This is a genomic window from Acinetobacter sp. IK40 (assembly GCF_035615075.1).
GTDB lineage: Bacteria > Pseudomonadota > Gammaproteobacteria > Pseudomonadales > Moraxellaceae > Acinetobacter > Acinetobacter courvalinii.
The window spans coordinates 133,502-154,007 of record NZ_JANBOE010000005.1 but is presented as its reverse complement, the minus strand read 5'-3'; the positions used below and the strand labels follow the sequence as shown (position 1 = coordinate 154,007).

Annotated in this window: 18 protein-coding genes; 1 reads left to right on the top strand and 17 read right to left on the bottom strand. The window is 45.9% G+C overall.

Features of this window, described 5'->3' with window-relative positions; translation table 11 throughout:
• Positions 1-9: 9 nt before the first annotated feature.
• From MSG93_RS10635 to MSG93_RS10565, 15 genes are all read right to left on the bottom strand, one after another.
• Positions 10-285, bottom strand: coding sequence for a monovalent cation/H+ antiporter subunit F (locus tag MSG93_RS10635; protein WP_005226455.1), 276 nt, complete (start codon positions 283-285; stop codon positions 10-12).
• Positions 282-812, bottom strand: a complete 531-nt coding sequence (locus MSG93_RS10630) for a Na+/H+ antiporter subunit E (RefSeq protein WP_005280861.1) — start codon at positions 810-812, stop codon at positions 282-284. The genes MSG93_RS10635 and MSG93_RS10630 overlap by 4 nt, the downstream gene beginning before the upstream one ends.
• Positions 812-2,623, bottom strand: a complete 1,812-nt coding sequence (locus MSG93_RS10625) for a monovalent cation/H+ antiporter subunit D (protein ID WP_324621800.1) — start codon at positions 2,621-2,623, stop codon at positions 812-814. The genes MSG93_RS10630 and MSG93_RS10625 overlap by 1 nt, the downstream gene beginning before the upstream one ends.
• Complete coding sequence (locus MSG93_RS10620; protein ID WP_004774108.1) at positions 2,623-2,991, bottom strand: Na+/H+ antiporter subunit C; 369 nt, start codon at positions 2,989-2,991, stop codon at positions 2,623-2,625. The genes MSG93_RS10625 and MSG93_RS10620 overlap by 1 nt, the downstream gene beginning before the upstream one ends.
• Complete coding sequence (locus MSG93_RS10615; RefSeq protein ID WP_324621799.1) at positions 2,984-5,836, bottom strand: monovalent cation/H+ antiporter subunit A; 2,853 nt, start codon at positions 5,834-5,836, stop codon at positions 2,984-2,986. The genes MSG93_RS10620 and MSG93_RS10615 overlap by 8 nt, the downstream gene beginning before the upstream one ends.
• Before the next feature lie 250 nt (positions 5,837-6,086).
• Positions 6,087-7,469: an ATP-binding protein gene (locus MSG93_RS10610; protein ID WP_324621798.1), complete on the bottom strand. Its 1,383-nt coding sequence runs from the start codon at positions 7,467-7,469 to the stop codon at positions 6,087-6,089.
• 24 nt (positions 7,470-7,493) lie between these two features.
• Positions 7,494-8,996, bottom strand: coding sequence for a UvrD-helicase domain-containing protein (locus MSG93_RS10605; protein WP_324621797.1), 1,503 nt, complete (start codon positions 8,994-8,996; stop codon positions 7,494-7,496).
• Positions 8,997-9,005: 9 nt separating this feature from the next.
• Positions 9,006-9,773 (bottom strand): bifunctional phosphoribosyl-AMP cyclohydrolase/phosphoribosyl-ATP diphosphatase HisIE, encoded by a 768-nt coding sequence (hisIE, locus tag MSG93_RS10600; protein ID WP_062848138.1) that lies wholly within the window; start codon positions 9,771-9,773, stop codon positions 9,006-9,008.
• Between the two features lie 91 nt (positions 9,774-9,864).
• Positions 9,865-10,245 carry a VOC family protein gene (locus tag MSG93_RS10595; protein WP_005255453.1) on the bottom strand — a complete coding sequence of 127 codons (381 nt, stop codon included), beginning with the start codon at positions 10,243-10,245 and terminating at the stop codon, positions 9,865-9,867.
• A gap of 12 nt (positions 10,246-10,257) precedes the next feature.
• Positions 10,258-11,574, bottom strand: a complete 1,317-nt coding sequence (locus MSG93_RS10590) for an NAD(P)/FAD-dependent oxidoreductase (protein ID WP_324621796.1) — start codon at positions 11,572-11,574, stop codon at positions 10,258-10,260.
• A gap of 108 nt (positions 11,575-11,682) precedes the next feature.
• The gene (locus MSG93_RS10585; RefSeq protein ID WP_004774120.1) at positions 11,683-12,282 is read right to left on the bottom strand and encodes a cytochrome b; all 600 of its coding nucleotides are present in this window, start codon (positions 12,280-12,282) and stop codon (positions 11,683-11,685) included.
• Positions 12,283-12,548: 266 nt separating this feature from the next.
• The gene (locus MSG93_RS10580) at positions 12,549-14,168 is read right to left on the bottom strand and encodes an ABC1 kinase family protein (RefSeq protein WP_324621794.1); all 1,620 of its coding nucleotides are present in this window, start codon (positions 14,166-14,168) and stop codon (positions 12,549-12,551) included.
• Between the two features lie 18 nt (positions 14,169-14,186).
• A complete protein-coding gene (locus MSG93_RS10575) occupies positions 14,187-14,861 on the bottom strand; it encodes a hypothetical protein (protein ID WP_324621793.1) in 675 nt (224 codons plus the stop codon).
• A 10-nt stretch (positions 14,862-14,871) separates the two neighbouring features.
• Positions 14,872-15,813 carry a bifunctional demethylmenaquinone methyltransferase/2-methoxy-6-polyprenyl-1,4-benzoquinol methylase UbiE gene (gene ubiE, locus MSG93_RS10570; RefSeq protein WP_324621792.1) on the bottom strand — a complete coding sequence of 314 codons (942 nt, stop codon included), beginning with the start codon at positions 15,811-15,813 and terminating at the stop codon, positions 14,872-14,874.
• 211 nt (positions 15,814-16,024) lie between these two features.
• Entirely contained in the window at positions 16,025-16,732 is a 708-nt protein-coding gene (locus MSG93_RS10565; protein ID WP_324621790.1) for an FFLEELY motif protein, read from the bottom strand.
• A 207-nt stretch (positions 16,733-16,939) separates the two neighbouring features.
• On the opposite strand from MSG93_RS10565, the gene MSG93_RS10560 reads away from it, so the two are divergent.
• A complete protein-coding gene (locus MSG93_RS10560) occupies positions 16,940-18,358 on the top strand; it encodes a phosphate--AMP phosphotransferase (protein ID WP_324621789.1) in 1,419 nt (472 codons plus the stop codon).
• 22 nt (positions 18,359-18,380) lie between these two features.
• On the opposite strand, the gene MSG93_RS10555 is transcribed toward MSG93_RS10560, so the two are convergent.
• Together MSG93_RS10555 and MSG93_RS10550 are read right to left on the bottom strand one after the other, a co-directional pair.
• Positions 18,381-19,673 (bottom strand): MFS transporter, encoded by a 1,293-nt coding sequence (locus tag MSG93_RS10555; protein ID WP_202741155.1) that lies wholly within the window; start codon positions 19,671-19,673, stop codon positions 18,381-18,383.
• Positions 19,674-19,939: 266 nt separating this feature from the next.
• The gene (locus MSG93_RS10550; protein ID WP_005226490.1) at positions 19,940-20,446 is read right to left on the bottom strand and encodes a hypothetical protein; all 507 of its coding nucleotides are present in this window, start codon (positions 20,444-20,446) and stop codon (positions 19,940-19,942) included.
• Positions 20,447-20,506 lie beyond the last annotated feature (60 nt).

Sequence of the window (20,506 nt, the reverse complement as noted above, 5' to 3'; positions counted from 1 at the left end):
TGACGCTCCTTAATCAATCACGTGACCAGTAGTGAAATAGCGGGCGAGGGCAGCGGTCGAAACAAAGCCCAGCATTGCCACCAGAAGTGCACCTTCAAATAGATTGGTGCTGACCCAATAAATGCCCAACACGACGATTAAACAGGTGGCATTCAGGAACAGGGTGTCCAGGGCCAGCAGTCGATCAATGACCGAAGGACCTGCAATCAGACGGATCAGGCACATAAACATCGAGATGGTAATTGCAATTAAGCCAATACCCAATGCATAAGGGAGAATAGTCATTTGGTTGCTCCTTCTGCTGCAATCTTCACGTCAAAGATTTCGATTAAAGGCATTTCATAACGCTTTTTAATGTCCTGAATATCAAGCTCGGCATTATCGGTACTGAGCGCGTGTACCAGAATATCGCCACGCTCCTGATCAATACCAGCGGAAACCGTACCGGGCGTGGTAGTAATGATCATGGCCAGCAAGGTGTTGACCTGCTCGTGTTCGGTTTCCAGAGGAACGCGATACCATTTCGGATGCAGTTGATCCATAGGGCCAAGTACCATTTTAGCAACGCGGAAATTAGAGATCACGATATCCCAAAGCACCACAAAAAACAGTTTAATGGCAGGCATCCACTGAATATGCGGAGTTCTGTCAATAAAGGGACTGACCAGGCGCGCAATCCCGATGGCCAGAATCACCGCAATTAAAAGATCGGTTACATCCAGACTGTGAGCCAGCATCAGCCAGCTCACAAAAATCAGCACAGATACAAAGGGATGCGGAAACCAACGGTCAAGCAAAGATAATTTTTGCATCAGTGTTCCTCCATTGGTTTTAACTGTGTGCTATTCGGAATGGTCGGTGCTTCCAAAACCTGCCCAGCGATTTGACGCTGCTTGTATTCAGAAATATGCTCACCTTGCAGGGTTGGCTTGGAAATAATATCCGGAATCAACAGAGCATTATGATCGTCGACTTCACCACCATATTTGGTTTCAGGTAAATAACTCGGGTCATAAGGCTGGACACTGATCGGACGACCCTGCGCATCATTTTTCAGGATGGTCTGGTTATACAGGGCATGGTTCTGGATTTGCTGTGCCGTGGCTGTGGTATAGCTTTGGATAGGCGCAGCAAAGACTACATAGGCCATCAAGCTGGCCAGTAGAATATAGATGGCCTTGTCATTGCGTTTGGGTGCAACTTCAGGCAAAGCCTGATATTCAGCATAAGCAGCTTCTTTCTGGTCTTGTTCCGGTGGTGTTGCACGCCAGAACAGAATAAAACCCACTCGTGTCAGCGCGATAATGCTGAGCAAGCTGACGATCAGGATCACTGCAATGATCCAGCCCTGATAAGGCGTTTCCGCAGTGGCTTGTAAAATAAACACTTTACCGAGGAAACCACTGAACGGTGGTAAACCTGCCAGCATTAATGCAATGATGAAAAAGCTAAAGGCAGCGGCCTTTTCCTGCTTGATTTTAGGTGCAACTTTCAGATGGTCTTTGAAAGCTCCCCGTTGTGAGGTGATCCAGCCACAGAACAGATAGAATGCTGCCCCGATCAAGGTGCTGTGTACCAGATAATACAGTGCCGCTGCCCATGCTTCGGTATTAAACATGGCAATTGCGATCAGCAGGGTACCGATTGACGATAACACCATAAAGCCGACAAAACGACGTAAGCGTTCTGCGCCAATTGCACCGACTACCCCATACAATGAAGTAATCAAGCCAATAATCAGCAGGCAGTTCTTGAGAATACTCTGGGCCATGACATCATCAAACACGGTCCCGTTGACCCGTAAAATCGCATAGATGCCGACTTTGGTCATGATGGTAAACAATGCGGCAACGGGGGTGCTGGCAACGGCATAGGTTTTTGGCAACCAGAAGCCGACAGGCAGCATGGCAGCTTTAATACCAAACACCACAAACAGTAAAAAACCGCCTGCAATTGCAAGTTTATGCTGATCACCATCCAGAGTCGGAACCAGACGCCCGACATCGGCCATATTCAGGCTACCCACACTGCCATAGATCATGCCTAAGCCGATCAGGAACAGGGCAGAAGCGAGCAGGTTAATGGTGACGTAGTGAATCCCCAGTTGAAACCGTGGACGGCCCTGACCATGTAACAGCAGCACATAAGATGCCATCAACAGGATTTCAAAGAATACGAATAAGTTAAACAAGTCACCAGTGAGGAAAGCGCCCGCGATTCCCATTAGCAGGAAATGCACCATGGTATGGAAATAGCGTCCACGCGTGTCCCAGTTATCACTTGCAAACCAGATCACCGGTACCGCAAGCACATAAGTCAGCACCAGCATAAAGGCAGAAAGTTGGTCCAGTACCAGTACAATGCCAAAAGGTGCAGACCATTCACTGAGTTGATATACCGTGATCTGTCCTGTGCTGGCAATCCCCAGATAGCTCACCGCGGTGATGAGCCCCAGAATTGCTGAGCCCAGACTGATGCCGCGACGCCAAGGCTGGCGCCAATCTTGTTTTAACGAGCCTGAACCCGGGTTGCCGAGTAAGATCAATATAAAACTGGTAAAAGCCGGAATTAAGATACTGATAATCGGAGCATGAGCGTGCCAGAAATTATAAAAATCAAACATTATGGCTCATCCTCACGTGGGTCATAAGTCAAGGTGGGTTCTTCTTTGGAGTCGACATGATCAGTACCTGATTCATAGCGGCTACGTAAGGCAAGTTGCACAATAAATGCTGTGGTTGCAAAGCCAATGACAATGGCAGTCAAGACCAGTGCCTGCGGCAATGGATCAGTGACTTTAGTGGCTTGGGTCAAGACAGCAGGGGCATTGATTTGCAAGCGCCCCATTGCGAACAGGAACAGGTTGACTGCATAACCGATCATGGCAAGGCCAAGCACAACAGGAAAGGTTCTGGCACGGAGAATCAAATAAATACCTGTTGCGGTCAGTAAACCAATCCCTGAAGCGAGTAAAAATTCAATACTAACCATTTTCTTTATCTCCACTTGGGATCGGGCCTGACATACTGGAGTGACGTGAGTCCCCCAAGACCGAGATCAATAACATGGTGGCCCCTACAACGGTGATATAAACCCCTGTATCAAAGGCAACTGCCGATGCAAGATGCATTTTTCCGAGTAACGGTGCTTCTACATAAATATGTGCACTGGTCAGGAATGGACGTGCCCAGAACCAGGCTGCAATACCGGTTAAACCGGCAATGGTTAAGCCTGAGCCAATCCACAATTCATAAAGACGTCCAGATTTGGCTTTGATCATCTGTTCGGTCTGATCTTGTCCCAGCACGATGTACTGGATCACCAAGGCCATTGAGGTAATCAAGCCCGCGATGAAGCCGCCACCCGGTAGGTTGTGACCACGCATGAAAATATACACACTGACGACAAGCGCGAGTGGCAAGATCCATGACGCAGTAATACGTAGCATCAGTGGGGAAGGGTTGAAGCGATAAGTCAGGCCTTGGGTCATAGTAGTGCCATGTGCACGCATGCCATCCATCAAGCACAGTGCACCAATTGCCGCGATGCCCAATACGGTGATTTCACCGAAGGTATCGAATCCACGGAAGTCTACGAGGATAACGTTGACGACATTTGATCCACCGCCAAGTGGAATCGCCTGTTGCATGAAGAACCATGAAATTGAATTATGGTCACGTGTCAGTAACAACCATGCAATCCAGCCAATCCCTAAACCGCCTGCGATTGCCAGACTTGCATCTCTCCAGCGACGTGAACGACTTGATTCATATGGCGTCAGTTGCGGCAATAACGACAGACTCATTAACAGTAAAACCGTCGTAACAACGTCTACGGTAATTTGTGTTAATGCAAGGTCAGGTGCAGACATGGTCACGAAAACCATTGTCACAACTAAACCAACCGCACCACTGATTAGAACCGCTTTGATTCGTTCATGATGGAACCAAAGCATCATCCAGCAACCAGAGAACAAAGTGAGCCATAAAACGATAGCCACCCACGGTGCATGTGTCAGTTCTCGTGTACCTGTGGTGAGTCCCTGATTCAACAGCGGCAGTGCCACCATGACAATACTAAAGAGGACAATCCAGAGCAGATAGCTTTGCAGAGAACCATTTTCGGTGGTCTGCTTCATGCGGCGACTGCTGAGCAGTAAATGTTTCAGGAATAGATCGAATAGGACTCTGCCCTGAAATTTACCCAAATGAGGATCAAGATCAATCTTGCGAATGCGTCCGTCTTTGGCTAGTGCGAAATAGAACAATGCCCCACCAATCAAGGCAATCACACTCATTAGCAACGGTGCATTAACCCCATGCCAAATCGCCAGATGCACACCTTCAAATTCAGGTTGAGCCAGACTTGCACGCGTTACGCTATTCACGAGCGTGCCAGCGAGTAGGGCAGGGAGGATACCGACCAAGATACACAAAGTCGCAAGAATGATTGCAGGCAAGCGCATGCCTAATGGTGGTTCATGCGCATCTTTATTTGGAACCTGTTTACCAAGTGGGCCATCGAAGAAGACACCGTGAACCAGACGAATCGAATAACTCACCGCGAAAATACCTGCCAAGGTCGCAACGATCGCTGAGATCACCATGACGGGGCCAGATAGATTTGCCAGTAATTCAGTAAAGAACATCTCTTTGGAGATGAAACCATTGGTCAGTGGAACGCCTGCCATAGATGCAGCGGTGATCATGGTCAAGGTGGCAGTGAATGGAAGCAGTTGCCAGACGCCACTCAGCTTACGTAAATCACGTGTACCGGTTTCATGGTCGATAATCCCTGCAATCATGAACAATGCCGCTTTAAAGGTGGCATGGTTAATGATGTGGAATACAGCCGCTGCAACTGCGAGCGGTGAACCGATACCGAGTAAGCAGACAATCAGACCTAGATGACTGATGGTCGAATAAGCCAGTAGCCCTTTGAGGTCTTCTTTGAAAATCGCAAAACCTGCGGCCATACACAACGTGAATAAACCGACAAAAGTAACGATGTTGTGGTACAGCGCAGCACCAATAAAAATAGGCGCTAAACGTGCCAGCAGGAAAATCCCTGCCTTAACCATTGTTGCTGAATGCAGGTAGGCCGAAACAGGCGTGGGTGCCGCCATGGCATTAGGTAACCAGAAGTGAAACGGGAACTGCGCACTTTTGGTGAAAGCTCCAAGTAAAATCAGCAGTAAGGTCGGAACAAAAAGCTCATGTTGCTGAATGGTATCTTTCATCAGCACCAGTTGATCAATTTGATAGGTACCTGTGATTTGACCCAGTAAGACAAAGCCCCCCAGCATTGCCAAACCACCCATTCCTGTGATCGTAAGTGCCATACGGGCACCACGCTGGGCAGCATCATACTGACTCCAGTAACCAACCAGCAGGAAAGAGGAAATACTGGTTAACTCCCAAAACACCAATAACAGGATCAGGTTGTTGGAGAGTGAAATCCCGAGCATTGCTGCCATAAACAGCATTAATAATTGATAGAGTTTACTGAGCGAGTTCTTCGGGCTGAGATAATAATAGGCATAAATATAAATGAGTGTGCCGATACCGCTAATCAGCAGACCAAACAATAAACCTAATGCATCTAGGCGAAAACTAAGATTGATTCCAAGCTGCGGAAGCCAGTCCCAGCTTTGTTGCAGGGTATTGCCCTGAAGAACCGTTTCTGCCTGAGTAAGAAGTAAAATAAAACAGCTAAGGCTGATGCCAATCGCCCCAAGTGCCGTCACGCCCCGTGAAATACGTTGCAATTGTGAGACAAGGGTGGTGCCGAGTATGAGCGGTAATAGGATAATAATCGGTAGCACACTGGTATCCATGTCAATGATTTAGGTCGAGACCTAAGGGTGAATTTTTTTCAAGACTTACAGGCACTCAAAGAGAATACCAAAAACTTTAAATCTTGAAGCCCAATCAAGTTAACGGAGGCAGCAAGTTGTATTGCACAACTTGAAAATAAAAAATGAGATTTATTTTACTACAAAACATCAATAAAAATCTGATGTTATTACATGAAAATAACAACACTTTTTGTTTTAAACCACAGAATTATCCAGTTCGGGCAATCGATTAAAGTGGGCTCTCCTGAGGGGTGTCATCTATCTTGAGCAAGTTGATTAAATCGCTCTTTTCTTGTTCATTTAGACCCTGAATTTGATGAAATAAATCATCCACTTTGTTCGATAAAGGATCAGCTTGCAGCAAATTTTGTTGTTCGATTAAGCTCATTTCTTCTGCTTGCGCTAACTCTTGATACAAGGCAGAAAGTTGCTGCTGGGAGGCTTCCAGATCGATTTCATAAACGCCTTTTTGATCCAGTTTCAGGCATTGGTATTGCGCAGCATGCTCCAGCAAAGCATCACGGTTGCCTGTGCTAATAATTTGCAGACGAGGGAATGCTTCATGTAAGCGCGCCAGAATTTCAGCACACATATGCTGGTCGAGCTGATGATCAATCTGATCAATCAGCAAAATGCCTTCACCTTCCAGACAGGGATTAAAACAATGCTGATTCAATAAACACAATCGTCGGCTAATATCTCCCACCAGCGCAATCCATGCTTTCATCGAAGCAGACAGCAGTTGAAATGGCAGCGTCTTTTCCTGATAGCGCACCATCAACTGCAGTTTGGGTACGTATTGAATATAAATATCATTCAGTTCTGGAAAAACGGTTTGCAGACTGCTTTTCAAGGCATACAAATTCGGTGCAGACAGCTGTTTAGGATGATTGACCAGTTCCTGCTGCAATTCTTGCAAAATTTCTGACTGGTTTTGCTGATTAAAATCATTGCCCATTAAACGCCGGACTATGTGAGCCGAATGCGCATTCTCTACATCACTGATTTCACGCAACCATTCAAAAAAACGTGCAAAAGTGGTGTAAGGAATTGCAGTCAGATCATAGGCAGCAATCTCCTGCAAAGTCCCCGGTGTATTCTTACTTTGTAAATTAATATCTTGTACAAAGCGTTCAGCCGGATAGTAGGCAATCAGCGGCAAGCCGAGGAGCGGGTCCTGCTGATTGGTTTTCTGATACAGCGTAACCAGCTGGTCGAGTTGCTGGGTTTCCACCTGACTGATGCCAACACCTTGGGCATTAAAGGTTTTATACAACTTCCACATGCAGGTCTGGGTATCGGCGGTCTGGGCGGTGCTACTTTCCGGTAAGGCCGCATTCAGCTCACTGCTCATGCGCACATGCATCTGGATTTTGGCTTGAAGTCTATTTAACAGGATATCCTGATCGGCAATTACCACCCCTGCAGTACGTATATCTTTATAACGTGCAGAAAACCAGGTCAGGCTTTGGTAGATATTTTTTAAAATGGTGCTTTTACCAGTGGCCTGATCACCCAGAATCAAGGTAATGGGGTGTTGTTCAGGATAGAAATCGAGTTTTAAATCCCGAAACATGCCGATATGTTTAAAAAGAACCGATTCAAGTTGCATAAGCTGACCTCAATCATGAGCGCTTTAACCTGCTGACTGACGAAGACTTGAGGGCGCCCGCTGTTTTAATTGTTGTATTAAGTCGTATAAATGATGAATATTTAAACTTACTTTAGCACGCGTGCAGGCCACGTAAAGTAGTCTTAACTCTTCATCTGTAATTTTATGTTCCATTCCATTTATTTTAAACTGGTAGTCATCTTCGATATGAACACGGTTCCACTCCAGTCCTTTGGCTTTATGGGCCGTCGAGATGACATAATCTGCCTGCTCAATCGGCGTGATTTTTGCCAGTGCCCGTTTTAGTGGATCGGTACCATGATCATCGACCAGCTTGACTAAAGGCTTGATATCACTGCCATCATTGGTTTCACAATACTCATGTACATCATGCCATGAGTTAAACCAGGCCAGTTCAGGCACGTCGGTGATGCGTTTGCCTTGTTTCAGCAAACTGGCAGCATCGACAAAGCGGCTGAGTTTTTGATGATCGGCTTGCAGGCTGACTTTATCCCCATGCACCAGACCAGAAAGCAGTAACTCCATGGCACGGGCATTGGTCCGGCACAGGATCGCATCCCGCATTTTGGTGTGTGGCTTGTTGACGACACTCGATTTAACATTGGGATTGCCGAGTAAGGGCACGGTTTCATTCAATGCGCCCAGCAAGCTATTGGCCACATCGGCAATCGCGTCACCAAAACGGAAAGAAGTCGTGAGACGACTTTCCGGTAAGGGCATTTGCTGCATGGCATTGATTGCACCACGCCATGCATAGATTTGCTGATGCGCATCACCGACATAAATCACTTGGGTACTTTTTTGACGCAGTAAAATCCCTAGCATCAATGGGTCTGCATCCTGTGCTTCATCGAACAGCACATAATCTGCAGGAATATTTGGTTCTGATAAGGCCCATAGTTTCAGGTAAATATCATGCCCGATTCCAGCCTGATGATTCGGATCAATCGATTCCAGCCAACGGCGTTCTACCGCAGGATAAAGGTGCTGCTGTAAGGCTTCAATATCATCCAGATGTAACCAGCTCGGTGCCTGAATATGACGTGGGGCAGGGTATTGGGAACTGGTCGAACAAAAGTAGCTCACCGCATTGGCCACCAGACTGGCTAGACGGCTGGGCATCAATACATATTTTTCATAACGTCCGCCCATTAAGCGACGCAGAGTAATTGGCTCTAAGCGATATTCTTTGGCAATAAAACTTGGGCTGAGACGGGGCAGACGTAACTTGTCGGTGACTCCACGTGGAACACTGCGAAATGCCAGTGAGTGGAAGGTACGACAGTTTACGTTGCCATGAAATTTATTCTGTGCTTCTGAAGCAATCGCCTTGTTAAAGGCCAGATACATACCGCGCCGTTCAGGCATGGCATCACTGATCATTTGCAAAGTGGTGGTTTTACCTGTGCCAGCATACGCAATCACTTTAAAAGATTGACCTAAACGGGCATTGTCTATGGCAATCGCTTGCTCATAGGTGGCTTTTGGTTTTTCTATATTTGACACAGGCTCTATTTACGCTTCTTTACTACGGTTCGCTTTTTCAACTAAACCAGACAAACCTTGGCGACGTGCCAGCTCATCCAGTACCACTTGCGGATCAAGGTCGAAATAACCCAGCATGACAATACTGTGGAACCAGAGATCAGCGACTTCATAAACCAGATCGTGTTTATTTTCCAGTGAGGCATGCACCGCATAATCTTTGGCAGCGATAATGCTTTCGACACTTTCCTCACCGACTTTTTCTAAAATTTTATTGATGCCTTTTTTGTACAGGCTGGCAACATAAGAGTTATCTGCTTCGGCATTTTTGCGTTCTTGCATCAAACGCCCGAGATAAGCAAGCACATCAACCTGTTCACTTTGAACGTGATCATGTGCTTCAACTTTTGCAGATGCGCCGTAAATCGCTGTCGGATCTTTGAGTTGGGCATCTACGATTTCCCAACCTTGTGGGGTGAGCTTGCGATAGAAGCAAGATTCACGACCCGTATGACAGGCAATGCCACCATGCTGTTCAATTTGTAGAATAATGACATCGGCATCGCAATCGAGACGAATTTCATGCACGGTTTGAAAGTGCCCTGACTCTTCACCTTTGTGCCACAACTTTTGACGTGAACGCGAGTAATACACCGCCTGATTTTTTTCAGCAGTGAGTTGCAAAGCCTCACGATTCATCCACGCAACCATTAACACTCGACCAGTTTGATGATGTTGTGCAATGGCAGGAACAAGACCATTGGAATCAAATTTAACTTCATCTAACCAGTTTGACATGAGTGAAAATCCATTGGGTGGAAAGCAGCTAGTGTAGCGTTTGTGGCTGGGGTTGGCTATGCTTGTGGGTTAAAAAATCGTGGATAGGGCATTAAAGAGCGTTTGAGATTTCAATCAAATTCTGATCTGGATCACGAAAATAAATCGAAAGGATTTTGCCCATCGTACCTGTTCTTTGTACAGGACCTTCAATGATTTCAATCTGCTGTGCCTGAAGGTGTGCAATTACTTCATTGAGTGGTGTTTCCGCAATAAAACATAAATCGGCTGAACCTGCGGTTGGTCGAAATGCTTTAGGTTCAAACTCTTTGCCTGCTTGATGCAGATTAATTTTTTGAGTGCCGAATTGTAATGCCTTGCGGTTTTCACCGAAATCAATGACTTTAAAGTTCAGGGCTGATTGATAGAAATTACAAGTTGTCTCAATATCGGCAACGGTCAGAACCAAATGATCTAGATGGCTAATTTTCATATTTCACTGTGCTCATTCATATTCAGGGACAGATGCATTGGTATTTTTCAATGTATGGTTTGATCCAGCATAATGTGCCACTTGCTGATAATCCAGTTGCTGAAATAGTCCAGTTTTTAAACCTGAAATGGTGATTGCCATTTCTTTACGGAAATAGGGGATTTGATACATCCATGGGAAAGTCAGATCGCGTATGCCGCCCGCCCACCAATGATCAGATTGATACAATGGCGTTAATAATCGGCTGAGAAACTGGTAGAACTGGGTCGAAGAACGTCGATGTTGATGGTAGTGTTGCCAGAGCATCGGCCAGTCAGTTTGCTGATGATGGGTTGCAGCCTGTAAGGATTGAGAAAAGGCCCATGCATCCAGTAAAGCCATATTGGCACCTTGCCCCAGTTGTGGGCTCATGGCATGGGCAGCGTCACCGATCACACCGATTCGACCTTGTCCAAATTGTGACATCACCACATCACGATATTGAGCGGAAAGCCATTGGGGTTGATTCTGTTCATTCGTCAAAAGCTGTTTGAGCCATTCTGCAACCTCAGGCCAACGATCGCCGACTTGCTTTAACCATTGCTGTTTCGCTGATTCATCTTTTAGAAAAGTACCCAGTTGCGGGGTAGGCAAACTCCAGAACACGCTAGAAAGGCGTTGCTGTGGAGCGGTCGGGATTGCACCTGTAGGCAGCACACCCATCATGATTTTCGAGCGGTCATAAAATTGATGCAAAGTTTCAGGATTTAAGTTTGGGCATTCTGGCACGATACTCCATGCCGCACCCCACGGATAAGCCTGATCCACTTTTACCCATGCTTTAGGACGTAACTGGCTACGCGCACCATTGGCAACCAGTACAGCATCAAAATGTTCATCAAATTTCTGTTGCTGATACGTACCGAATAGCCGAACTGCATGAGTACTTTCCTGAATCTGGTCGATCGAGTGACTCATTCGCCAAGTGACATGACTAGAATATTCAGCCAGCTTTTGGGTGAGAACGTGACATAAAGTTGCACGATGAATGCCGAGTCCATATAGATTGCTGCCTGCCTCACGATAATGACTATTTACCAACAGTCGTTTATCTGCAAGCTGACCTTCTAATCCTGTGACTCTCGCGCCTAATTTTAGTGCAGATTCAAGTACACCAAGATGTTCAAATACGGCTAAACCTGCGGGTTGTAAAAGTAAACCTGCACCCATAGGGGAAAGTTCATCTACCTGTTCAAATAGCGTGACTTGATTGCCTGCACGTGCAAGTAAAATGGCTGTGGCAAGTCCAGCAGTACCTGCACCGACAATCGCAAAGTGTGGAGTTTTCATTGCTTATTCTTTTAAAGTCTTTATTGGAGCATTCAGTGATGATCTTAACTGATCTGCACGACTTTTTAAAAATGAAAATCTAAGCGCTTTTTTAAATATTAGATGGGTTTATTTAGGTTGATCTTGCCCAGTGGTCATTTTGAGGAGGGTGCGGTCTTTTTTGATAAAGTGGTGATACAGCGCTGCACCTGCATGCCCAAGGATCAACATCCAGATCAGCCATTGTCCAAGAATTTGCTTATGAATAAAATCAATCGGTTGCTCAAATTCTTCAAAGGTTAAGCCCAAGCCTTGTGAAATCCAGCTTTGGAACAGGGCTGTATGCTCAAATTGGGGGATCTCAAACAGGAAAAAGAATTCCGTATTTACACTAGTACCTAAATAGCCTGTTAATGGTGCAATGATCATAATGGCATATAAGGCAAAATGCCCTGCATGCGCTGCAAAAGTCATGAGCGGGCTGGCAGGTTCTAACTTCGGTTGTGGATTGCTGAGACGCCAGATCACGCGAAGGATGACAAGCACTGCAATACTTACGCCGACAGAAAGATGCATTTGTAGAGCAGTCCAGTTTTCAGCTGTACCTTTTTCGGTAAACCAATGGCGGTAATAAACACTGCAATAGGCACATAAAAATAGCAATGCTGTGGTCCAGTGTAGCCATTTTGCAATTGTGCCGTAATTCTCTGCGCTATTCCTTAAACTCAAATTTGCATCCTTTCACATCTGTTTTTAAATTTGATTGCCTTAGTCGTAGCTTCGATGAGCAATCAGCAAAAAAATGATCATCTACTTCTCAAAACAGGAAAAGGGCTTAGGTAAGGATGGCCTAAGTTCAATATAAAATTTTCCTGAAATGATTTTTAAATTGAAAATTGGCTGCGTTTTTGCTGGGTTTTAAGAAAAAATGAGTTTGAGGACAAAAAGAAAGGCCATATCTATCGATACAGCCTTTGTTTGATTTAAAGCAGAATTTATTTCGCAATACGCCAAAGTGCCAACAGGCTACTCAGCACAATCAGGACAATGGAAATAAACCATGGTGTAATAATGGCAATGGTCAGCAAAATCAGCATGGTGCTGCCAAACATCCAGCTGCGACGTTGCTGTTGCTGCATTTGCAAACGCATGTGCTGGATTTCACGGAGTTGCTTGTCATGCCATGCAGACTGGTTTTTTAATCCATTCAGACTATCAATCAACAGGCTTGGAATGTCTTGCGCGCCAAGTAACAGATCTGGGATTTGCTGTCCGAGCTCTTTGACATTCTTGACGGGGTTCATATTGGCTTTCACCCATTCGGTCAGAATCGGTTTTGCCAGTTTCCAGATATCCAGTTGCGGGTAAAGATCTGTTCCCAGACCTTCCACATGCACCAGTGTCTTGAGCAAGAGCATGAGTTGCGGTGGAATTTCCAGATGGAAACGACGCGCAATATCCATGACCTGAATCAGAATCCCGGCGAAATCCAGTTGGTCCATCGGCTTTGAGACCATTGGCCCGACCGTACGGCGCATTTCACGCGATAAGGCATCCTGATCTGTACCTGGCGGAATCCAGCCGGCCTGATGCACGATCTGGATCAGTTGCATAAAGTTGCTGTTCATTACGGCCAGCAACATACGTGCAACGGTCATCTGGTCATGCTTGGACAGCTCACCCATGATGGCACAGTCCAGCGCAATAAAGCGGGGATTGCTTGGGTTAATGGTCTCGACAAAGACATTGCCCGGATGCATGTCCGCATGGAAGAAGTTGTCGCGGAACACCTGGGTGAAGAAAATGGTCAGGCCTTTTTCTGCCAGATCGGCGCGATCCATGCCTAAACGGTCAAAGGTCGCGATGTCCGAGATCGGCACGCCGGTAATCCGTTCCGCCACCATCACATCTTTACTGTCCATATAGACTTCAGGCACGTACATCATGCTTGAACCGGTAAAGTAGTGACGCATACGTCGGGTATTGTCGGCTTCCAGACTCAGGTCCAGTTCATTTAAAATGATCTGGCGATAATCTTGAATGATTTCAGACAAATGTAAGGCACGGGCCGCTTCCAAGCGGTTTTCCAGCCAGTCGCCTAACCAGGCCAGAATTTCAAAATCTTGCAGAATCTGACTGCGAATATCCGGGCGCGTAACTTTCACTACCACTTCGCGACCATCATGCAACGCCGCTGTATGCACTTGTGCAATCGAAGCGGCAGCAAGCGGCTGTTCATCAAAGCGTGAGAACAGGGTGGTGACATCCGCTTTTAGTGATTCCTGAATCCGTTGTTTTGCCAGTTGCGTGTCATAGGGCTTAACCTGATCTTGTAATAACACCAACTGCGATAAGACTTCTGGTGGAATCAGGTCACGGCGTGTAGACAGCAGCTGTCCCAGCTTAATCGCCAGCGGCCCCATGTCTTCAAGTGCTTCTTTCAGTTTAAGCGGATTCTTTTTCTCACGACTCGACCAAGCCGCAGGATGCATTTTAATGATATTTAAGGCATGACGTGCTTTAACCGGTAATTCTTCCGCAGGGAACAGGGTATCAAGGCGATAGTGTGCTGCGATACGCCAGAGTTCATGTAACCGTTTAACATGCGGAATCATATAAAGTCTTACCTAGTCTTATGTGGGTTGCTTTGGTGGATTGAATTGAGTATTGAGCTGTTGAAGCTTGGCTTCCAGACGATCAATTTCCTGATTGAGTTGGCGGGTCTCCCGGTTGAGATCATCCATTTGCCAACGTGGGGCAAATAAACCGCTGTCTTCTTTTAAGGCATCTTCAACAAAAAATAAATGGCTTTGCAGGGAGCGTTTTAACTGTTTCGGTGCAAGTTGCACTTTACCCAATTCATGTGCCAGTTGTGGGCCGATCCACGGGGATAAATGCGCTGCCAGATCAGGCTCGGCCTGCTGCATGATTTTTTGGATATCCTGCAACAGGTGGTAGTCACCTTGCAATGGGATGTTGCCAATCTGATCCATATCACTGAGCAATAATTTAACCAGCTCAACGGTATTTTCAACATGCAAGGTTGCGGTTGCATCCTTGAGGGTCTGATGAGGATCAAAAGGGCGCTGTTCAAAAATAGAAGGGCTTTGACTTTGTCCCGTCACGGTCGGTTCGAGACGAACTCTATTCTCATCAAAAAACACATCAACCGAGAGTTGTGGGCTATCGATCACAACACGTAATAATTGACCTTGTAGCTGATTGAGCTGCATGCGGGTAATCGCATCCAGATCAATCACATGATGAATGATACGTTCGACTGCACCGAGTGCTAAAATCGACCACATATCTTAAACCTTAAAGTTTGAATCCACGATGAACCGCAACAATACCACCAGTTAAGTTGTGATAGTCACAGCTTTGGAATCCGGCATTTTCCATCATCCCTTTCAGGGTACGCTGGTCCGGGTGCATACGGATCGATTCAGCCAGATATTTATAGCTTTCCGAGTCATTGGCCACCAGTTTGCCCATGATCGGCAAGGCAGTGAATGAATACAGGTCATACAGTTTTGAGAATGGCTCAAACACGGGCTTGGAAAACTCAAGAATCAATAAGCGGCCGCTTGGCTTAAGCACGCGGTACATGGCTTGTAATGCAGCATCTTTATCAGTCACATTACGCAGACCAAAGCTGATGGTGACCAAGTCAAAGCTGTTGTCTGCAAATGGCTCTAAAGTTTCAGCATTGGCCAGTACGAAATCAACATTGGTACAGCCGGCATCAATCAGACGGTCACGGCCGACATTGAGCATCGATTCGTTGATGTCTGATAAAACCACATGACCCTGCGGCCCAACTTCACGGCTGAAGACTTTGGCCAAATCACCTGTACCACCGGCAATATCCAGTACGTGCTGACCACGACGAACGCCTGACATGTTAATCGCAAAGCGTTTCCAGAGACGATGAATACCAAATGACATCAAGTCATTCATGATGTCGTATTTGCTGGCAACGGAATGGAACACTTCGGCAACTTTTTGTGCCTTGTCATCACTACTCACGGTTTGATAACCGAAGTGTGTAGTTGCACCAACGTTGCCAGTATTGGCACCACGCGGCAAATTATATTTTGGGATTGAAGCTGTTGAGGTCGGTGCAGCATCTGGTTGTAAAGACTGTTGCTGACCTTGTGGGGTGCCTTGTGGCAGTGGCGTGTTTAAGAAAGGGCTGACTTTGTCTGAACTTGGGTTTTGCTCAACTTCTGGGGTAGGCTGTTGGTTTTCGTTAGACATTGTTTTCTCCTAAACTTTCGCTCTAGCGGCACGAATCAGCAAGCATGATGACAGATTTTGTATCTTTTTACAGGGTTTCGCATGTAATTGATATGAATAATATACAGAAAGTCACTTTCTCAAAAGGGTTTTAATTTTTCTTAAGATTTGAAAAGACTCATTTTTCTATTTCAGCCATAGGCAGGATGGCTGAAATAGAAGCAGACTTATCCTAGTCACGGAATGGATTTGGATGTCCTGCATGAACTTTATCAATAATTTCACGCTCTTTTTCACTGAAGGTGTTGATAAAGGTTGCCGCAGATTTCATGGGTTTCATCGCAGCGAAACCTTCCTGAATAAACTCATACATGCCATCGAACTGGTATTTATGTGCGATGCCTTTGCACATTTTAAAGGCAGCATACATCATGGTTGAACGCATATATTTATCAAGCGTCACGCCTAACTCATCAAGAAGCTGGAGTTGTTGATAACGTGCTTCACCCTGATCGAGTTTAATCAAGGTCTGGCGCATGATCTCATCCGTTAAAGGTGTTTCGAGGGGATAATCTTCTAAAAGTTGCTGGGCAACTTGCTCATCGAGTCGTGTCGCAAGCACGGCTAGGCTGACGGATTTAGTACCTGTTTTGATTGCATTTTCAGGGAGAAGGCTTTCGGCTTTATGTGCATATTTGAGCAGACGTTCGATTTGTTGCGCCATTGCATCAAAGTCTGGTCCGCCATATAAGCGATTTAAAAAGTACGCTGCCATAAGCTGGTTTTTCGGTTCGGCAAAGAATTCGGCATGTGTCTCGGCAATCCGTGCTTTCATCCATGCCTGTACTTCATGCAATCGCTGCGCAACCGCTGGATTCTGGTGGTAATTCAAAGATTGATATTCTAATAAAAGTTGATCAAATGCAGCGAGTTTTGACATGTTCGAACTCAAAGAAAATAAAACGATAAAATCATAGGCATCATCATAACGGAGAACCATGACAGCATAAACTTTAAATGCTTAATCATTGGTCAGTATGGCCGTGTCGTGGCAGTCAACATAAACTGTACACGGGTTTTTGCATGAACATTTATAGTTTGAACGATACCTATTTTAATTTTAATAATGAGCCAGTTAGAGCAGCACATGAGTAAACAACAACCGACATTTGAATTGCGTGATGAAGATGAACTCTCTTTGGACCTGATTGAGGCGCAATATGCCTTAAAAGAAAGCCGCGATAAAAAGAATGCCAAAAGTGTACTGGTTCTGGTCAGTGGTATTGAACTGGCAGGTAAAGGAGAGGCGGTTAAACAGTTACGTGAATGGCTGGATCCACGCTATTTACGGGTCAAGGCAGATGCACCGCAGTTTTTAACCAATAACCAGCCATTTTGGCAGTCCTATAGCCGCTTTATCCCGGCTGAAGGGCAGATCGTGGTGATGTTTGGTAACTGGTATAGCGATTTGCTCACCACGGCGATGCATGTATCCAAGCCCCTGAATGAACAACTGTTTGATGGCTATATTGAACAAATGCGGGCTTTTGAGCATGATTTGCAGAATAATCATGTCCATATTGTCAAAGTCTGGTTTGATTTATCCTGGAAATCACTGCAAAAACGCTTAGACCAGATCGATGCTTCGGAACAGCGCTGGCATAAATTACACGGACTGGATTGGCGTAATAAAAAACAATACGATACCTTGCAGGGCTTGAGCCAGCGCTTTACCGATGACTGGTTTGTGATTGATGGCGAAAACGAAAAGTTGCGCGATCAAAGTTTTGCCCAGTATCTTCTGCAAACCTTGCAGGAGTTGCCTGAACACCAGACCAAAGTGAGCCAGAAGTGGCAACAGGCCGAGATTCCCCAGCACTTGCTGGAACCAGCGCAAGTCAGCCTGGAAAAACAGGACTATAAAGCAGAACTACGTAAACTGAGCAAGAAAGTGGCAGAAAAGCTACGTTTTGATGAACGTAAAGTCGTGATCTGCTTTGAAGGTATGGATGCGGCAGGTAAGGGTGGAGCAATCAAACGCATCGTCAAAAAACTCGATCCGAGAGAATATGAAATCCATACCATTGCAGCGCCGGAACGTTATGAATTGCGCCGACCTTATTTGTGGCGTTTCTGGAATAGATTAAATGATAGCGGCAAGATCACCATTTTTGACCGGACCTGGTATGGGCGGGTACTGGTTGAACGCATTGAAGGTTTTGCCTCTACAGTAGAATGGCAGCGTGCCTATAACGAAATTAACCGTTTTGAAGAAAATCTGGTGGATAGCCAGACCGTGATCGTCAAAATCTGGCTAGCGATTAGTAAAGAGGAGCAGGCGCTCCGCTTCAAGGCACGTGAACAGACACCGCATAAACGTTTTAAGATCACAGAAGAAGACTGGCGTAACCGTGAGAAATGGGATGATTATCTCAAGGCAGCGGCGGATATGTTGGAACGGACCGATACCGATTATGCACCATGGTATGTGATTGCAACGGATAATAAATATTCAGCGCGAATTCAGGTTTTAAAGGCGATTTTGCAACAACTGAAGGCGGATTAATCCGCCTTTCAGCTAACTTCAATTAATTGTTATTTACCAATTGGGCGCTATAGCTGCGATGTTGGCGGAATACGATCAGTGTCGCGATTAAACTGGTGATCGCGGCAAACATCAGCCAGAAAGCAGGCATGCTCTTATTGCCTGAGCTCTGTACCAGATAGGTGGCGATCATGGGCGTAAGCCCGCCAAAAATCGAGGTGGCAAAGCTATAAGCCACCGAGAAACCTGCAATACGGACTGAACTTGGCATCATTTCAGCCAGTGAAACCACCAGTGCGCCATTGTAGAAGCTATACAGCAATGAGAACCACAATAACACCATCAGCATGTGCGACAGGCTAATGGTCTGGGTGAGCCAGCTGAGTAAAGGATAAGCACTGATAAAGATCAACAAGGTGGTTGTGATTAAAAGCGGTTTTCGACCAAATTTATCGGAAAGATGTCCACCAATCGGTAATAAAATAAAGTTACTCAGTCCAACCATAATGGTGGCGATCAAGCTTTCGGTACGGGTCAAATGTAGCACCTCTTTACCGTAAGTCGGGGTATAGACGGTAATGAAGTAGAACATGGTGGTCGTGGTTGCAACCATACACACACCAGCCAGCACGATTTTCCAGTTGGCTGCCAAGGTAGTTAGAATTTGTCGGGTACTTGGATGCTCTTTACGCGAGGCAAAGGCTTCTGTTTCAGCCAGTGACTTCCGTAGCCAGAAAATAAACGGAATGATGGCACAGCCGACAAAGAAGGGGATTCGCCATGCCCAAGCATCGACCTGGGCCTTGGTAAAGACCAGACTGACGATATAACCCAATACGGCGGCAAAAATTACCGCGACTTGCTGACTGGCAGATTGCCAGCTGGTGATAAAACCACGGTTATGCGGCTCGGCAATTTCGGACAGATACACCGAGACCCCACCCAGTTCTACCCCAGCCGAAAAACCTTGCGCAAGGCGTCCGGCAAAAATCAGGACAGTGGCTGCAAAGCCGATACTGGCATAGCTGGGGGTAAAGGCAATGATTAACGAGCCAAATGCCATAATGCTCAAGGTCACCATCAGGCCTTTACGGCGGCCGATCCGGTCGACATAGGGACCCAGTACCAGTGCGCCAATCGGACGCATCAGAAAACTGACCGCAAATACCAGAAAGGTTTTCATCAGTGCGGCATAACTGCTGTCGGAATGGAAGAATGTCTCGCCGATGGCCTGGGCATAAAGACCGAACAGGAAGAAGTCGTATTGTTCAAGGAAGTTCCCGCTGGTCACATTAAAAATGGCACGGACACGAGAGGGGGATTGGCTGGTTTGCACAACGACGCTCCATCATCTAATTATCTTCGAGATGTGGAGATTAAAAATACAATCTTTATGAAAGCTTAAAAAATTAAGTGAATATTAACGTAATTGTGGTGTTTTTTTATGGATCTGTTGGCCTGATGTAACTAAGCGCATCTAGGTGAGCAATAGACATGAAAGCTAATAAGCCGGATTCGGAACATTTTTTAATTCTATTTTGAAGCACTTAATTTCATTCATCAAACAGCAGGTATGCGAACCGCTACCTGCTGCGATAGAACTTACGCTACGATGGTGGTCCGGCTTTTCTGCTGAATCCGCTTGGCAAGGTTATAGCAATCCTGCACATGCGCTTCAGTGATTTTGCGCATCATGAAATAGCCCAGACTGGCCGCGACCAGTTGGCCGCCCAAGGGAATAAATTTAGTCACCTGTTTGGTGGCAATTTTAGTGAAAAAGCCATTAAACGACTTTTTCATCGCGGTGCGTGCTACTACAAAACCTGAAAACTCGAATCCGCGTTTACGTAATTCATCCCAGTGAACTTTTTTGGTTTGAGGGTCATACACACTGATATGTTCGGGTGCCAAACCAAAGCGGGCATTAATATCCGGAATGATCTGGGTCAGCATGCCCAGGTCGACCACCACATCAAAGAATGGAATCGGTACAATTGCTGCACCTGCTGACCAATATGCACGCTTTTTAGCCATTTCTAAACATTCGTCACGGATCTGTTCCAAGTTTAAGCTTGGGTCAATCGAATCAGGAATTTTTTCAATTTTCATAAAGTTATACCTAAAGTCTATCCCTTGATAGTACATTCAATACGATTGAATGGTGAATTT

Excerpts from the sequence above, each read along its gene's own strand:
- MSG93_RS10590 (WP_324621796.1), bottom strand. The coding sequence starts at position 11,574 with ATGAAAACTCCACACTTTGCGATTGTCGGTGCAGGTACTGCTGGACTT.
- MSG93_RS10635 (WP_005226455.1), bottom strand. The coding sequence starts at position 285 with ATGACTATTCTCCCTTATGCATTGGGTATTGGCTTAATTGCAATTACC.
- MSG93_RS10620 (WP_004774108.1), bottom strand. The coding sequence starts at position 2,991 with ATGGTTAGTATTGAATTTTTACTCGCTTCAGGGATTGGTTTACTGACC.
- MSG93_RS10560 (WP_324621789.1), top strand. The coding sequence starts at position 16,940 with ATGAGTAAACAACAACCGACATTTGAATTGCGTGATGAAGATGAACTC.
- MSG93_RS10580 (WP_324621794.1), bottom strand. The coding sequence starts at position 14,168 with ATGATTCCGCATGTTAAACGGTTACATGAACTCTGGCGTATCGCAGCA.
- MSG93_RS10625 (WP_324621800.1), bottom strand. The coding sequence starts at position 2,623 with ATGTTTGATTTTTATAATTTCTGGCACGCTCATGCTCCGATTATCAGT.
- MSG93_RS10630 (WP_005280861.1), bottom strand. The coding sequence starts at position 812 with ATGCAAAAATTATCTTTGCTTGACCGTTGGTTTCCGCATCCCTTTGTA.
- ubiE (WP_324621792.1), bottom strand. The coding sequence starts at position 15,813 with ATGTCTAACGAAAACCAACAGCCTACCCCAGAAGTTGAGCAAAACCCA.
- MSG93_RS10550 (WP_005226490.1), bottom strand. The coding sequence starts at position 20,446 with ATGAAAATTGAAAAAATTCCTGATTCGATTGACCCAAGCTTAAACTTG.
- MSG93_RS10610 (WP_324621798.1), bottom strand. The coding sequence starts at position 7,469 with ATGCAACTTGAATCGGTTCTTTTTAAACATATCGGCATGTTTCGGGAT.
- MSG93_RS10595 (WP_005255453.1), bottom strand. The coding sequence starts at position 10,245 with ATGAAAATTAGCCATCTAGATCATTTGGTTCTGACCGTTGCCGATATT.
- MSG93_RS10575 (WP_324621793.1), bottom strand. The coding sequence starts at position 14,861 with ATGTGGTCGATTTTAGCACTCGGTGCAGTCGAACGTATCATTCATCAT.
- hisIE (WP_062848138.1), bottom strand. The coding sequence starts at position 9,773 with ATGTCAAACTGGTTAGATGAAGTTAAATTTGATTCCAATGGTCTTGTT.
- MSG93_RS10565 (WP_324621790.1), bottom strand. The coding sequence starts at position 16,732 with ATGTCAAAACTCGCTGCATTTGATCAACTTTTATTAGAATATCAATCT.
- MSG93_RS10615 (WP_324621799.1), bottom strand. The coding sequence starts at position 5,836 with ATGGATACCAGTGTGCTACCGATTATTATCCTATTACCGCTCATACTC.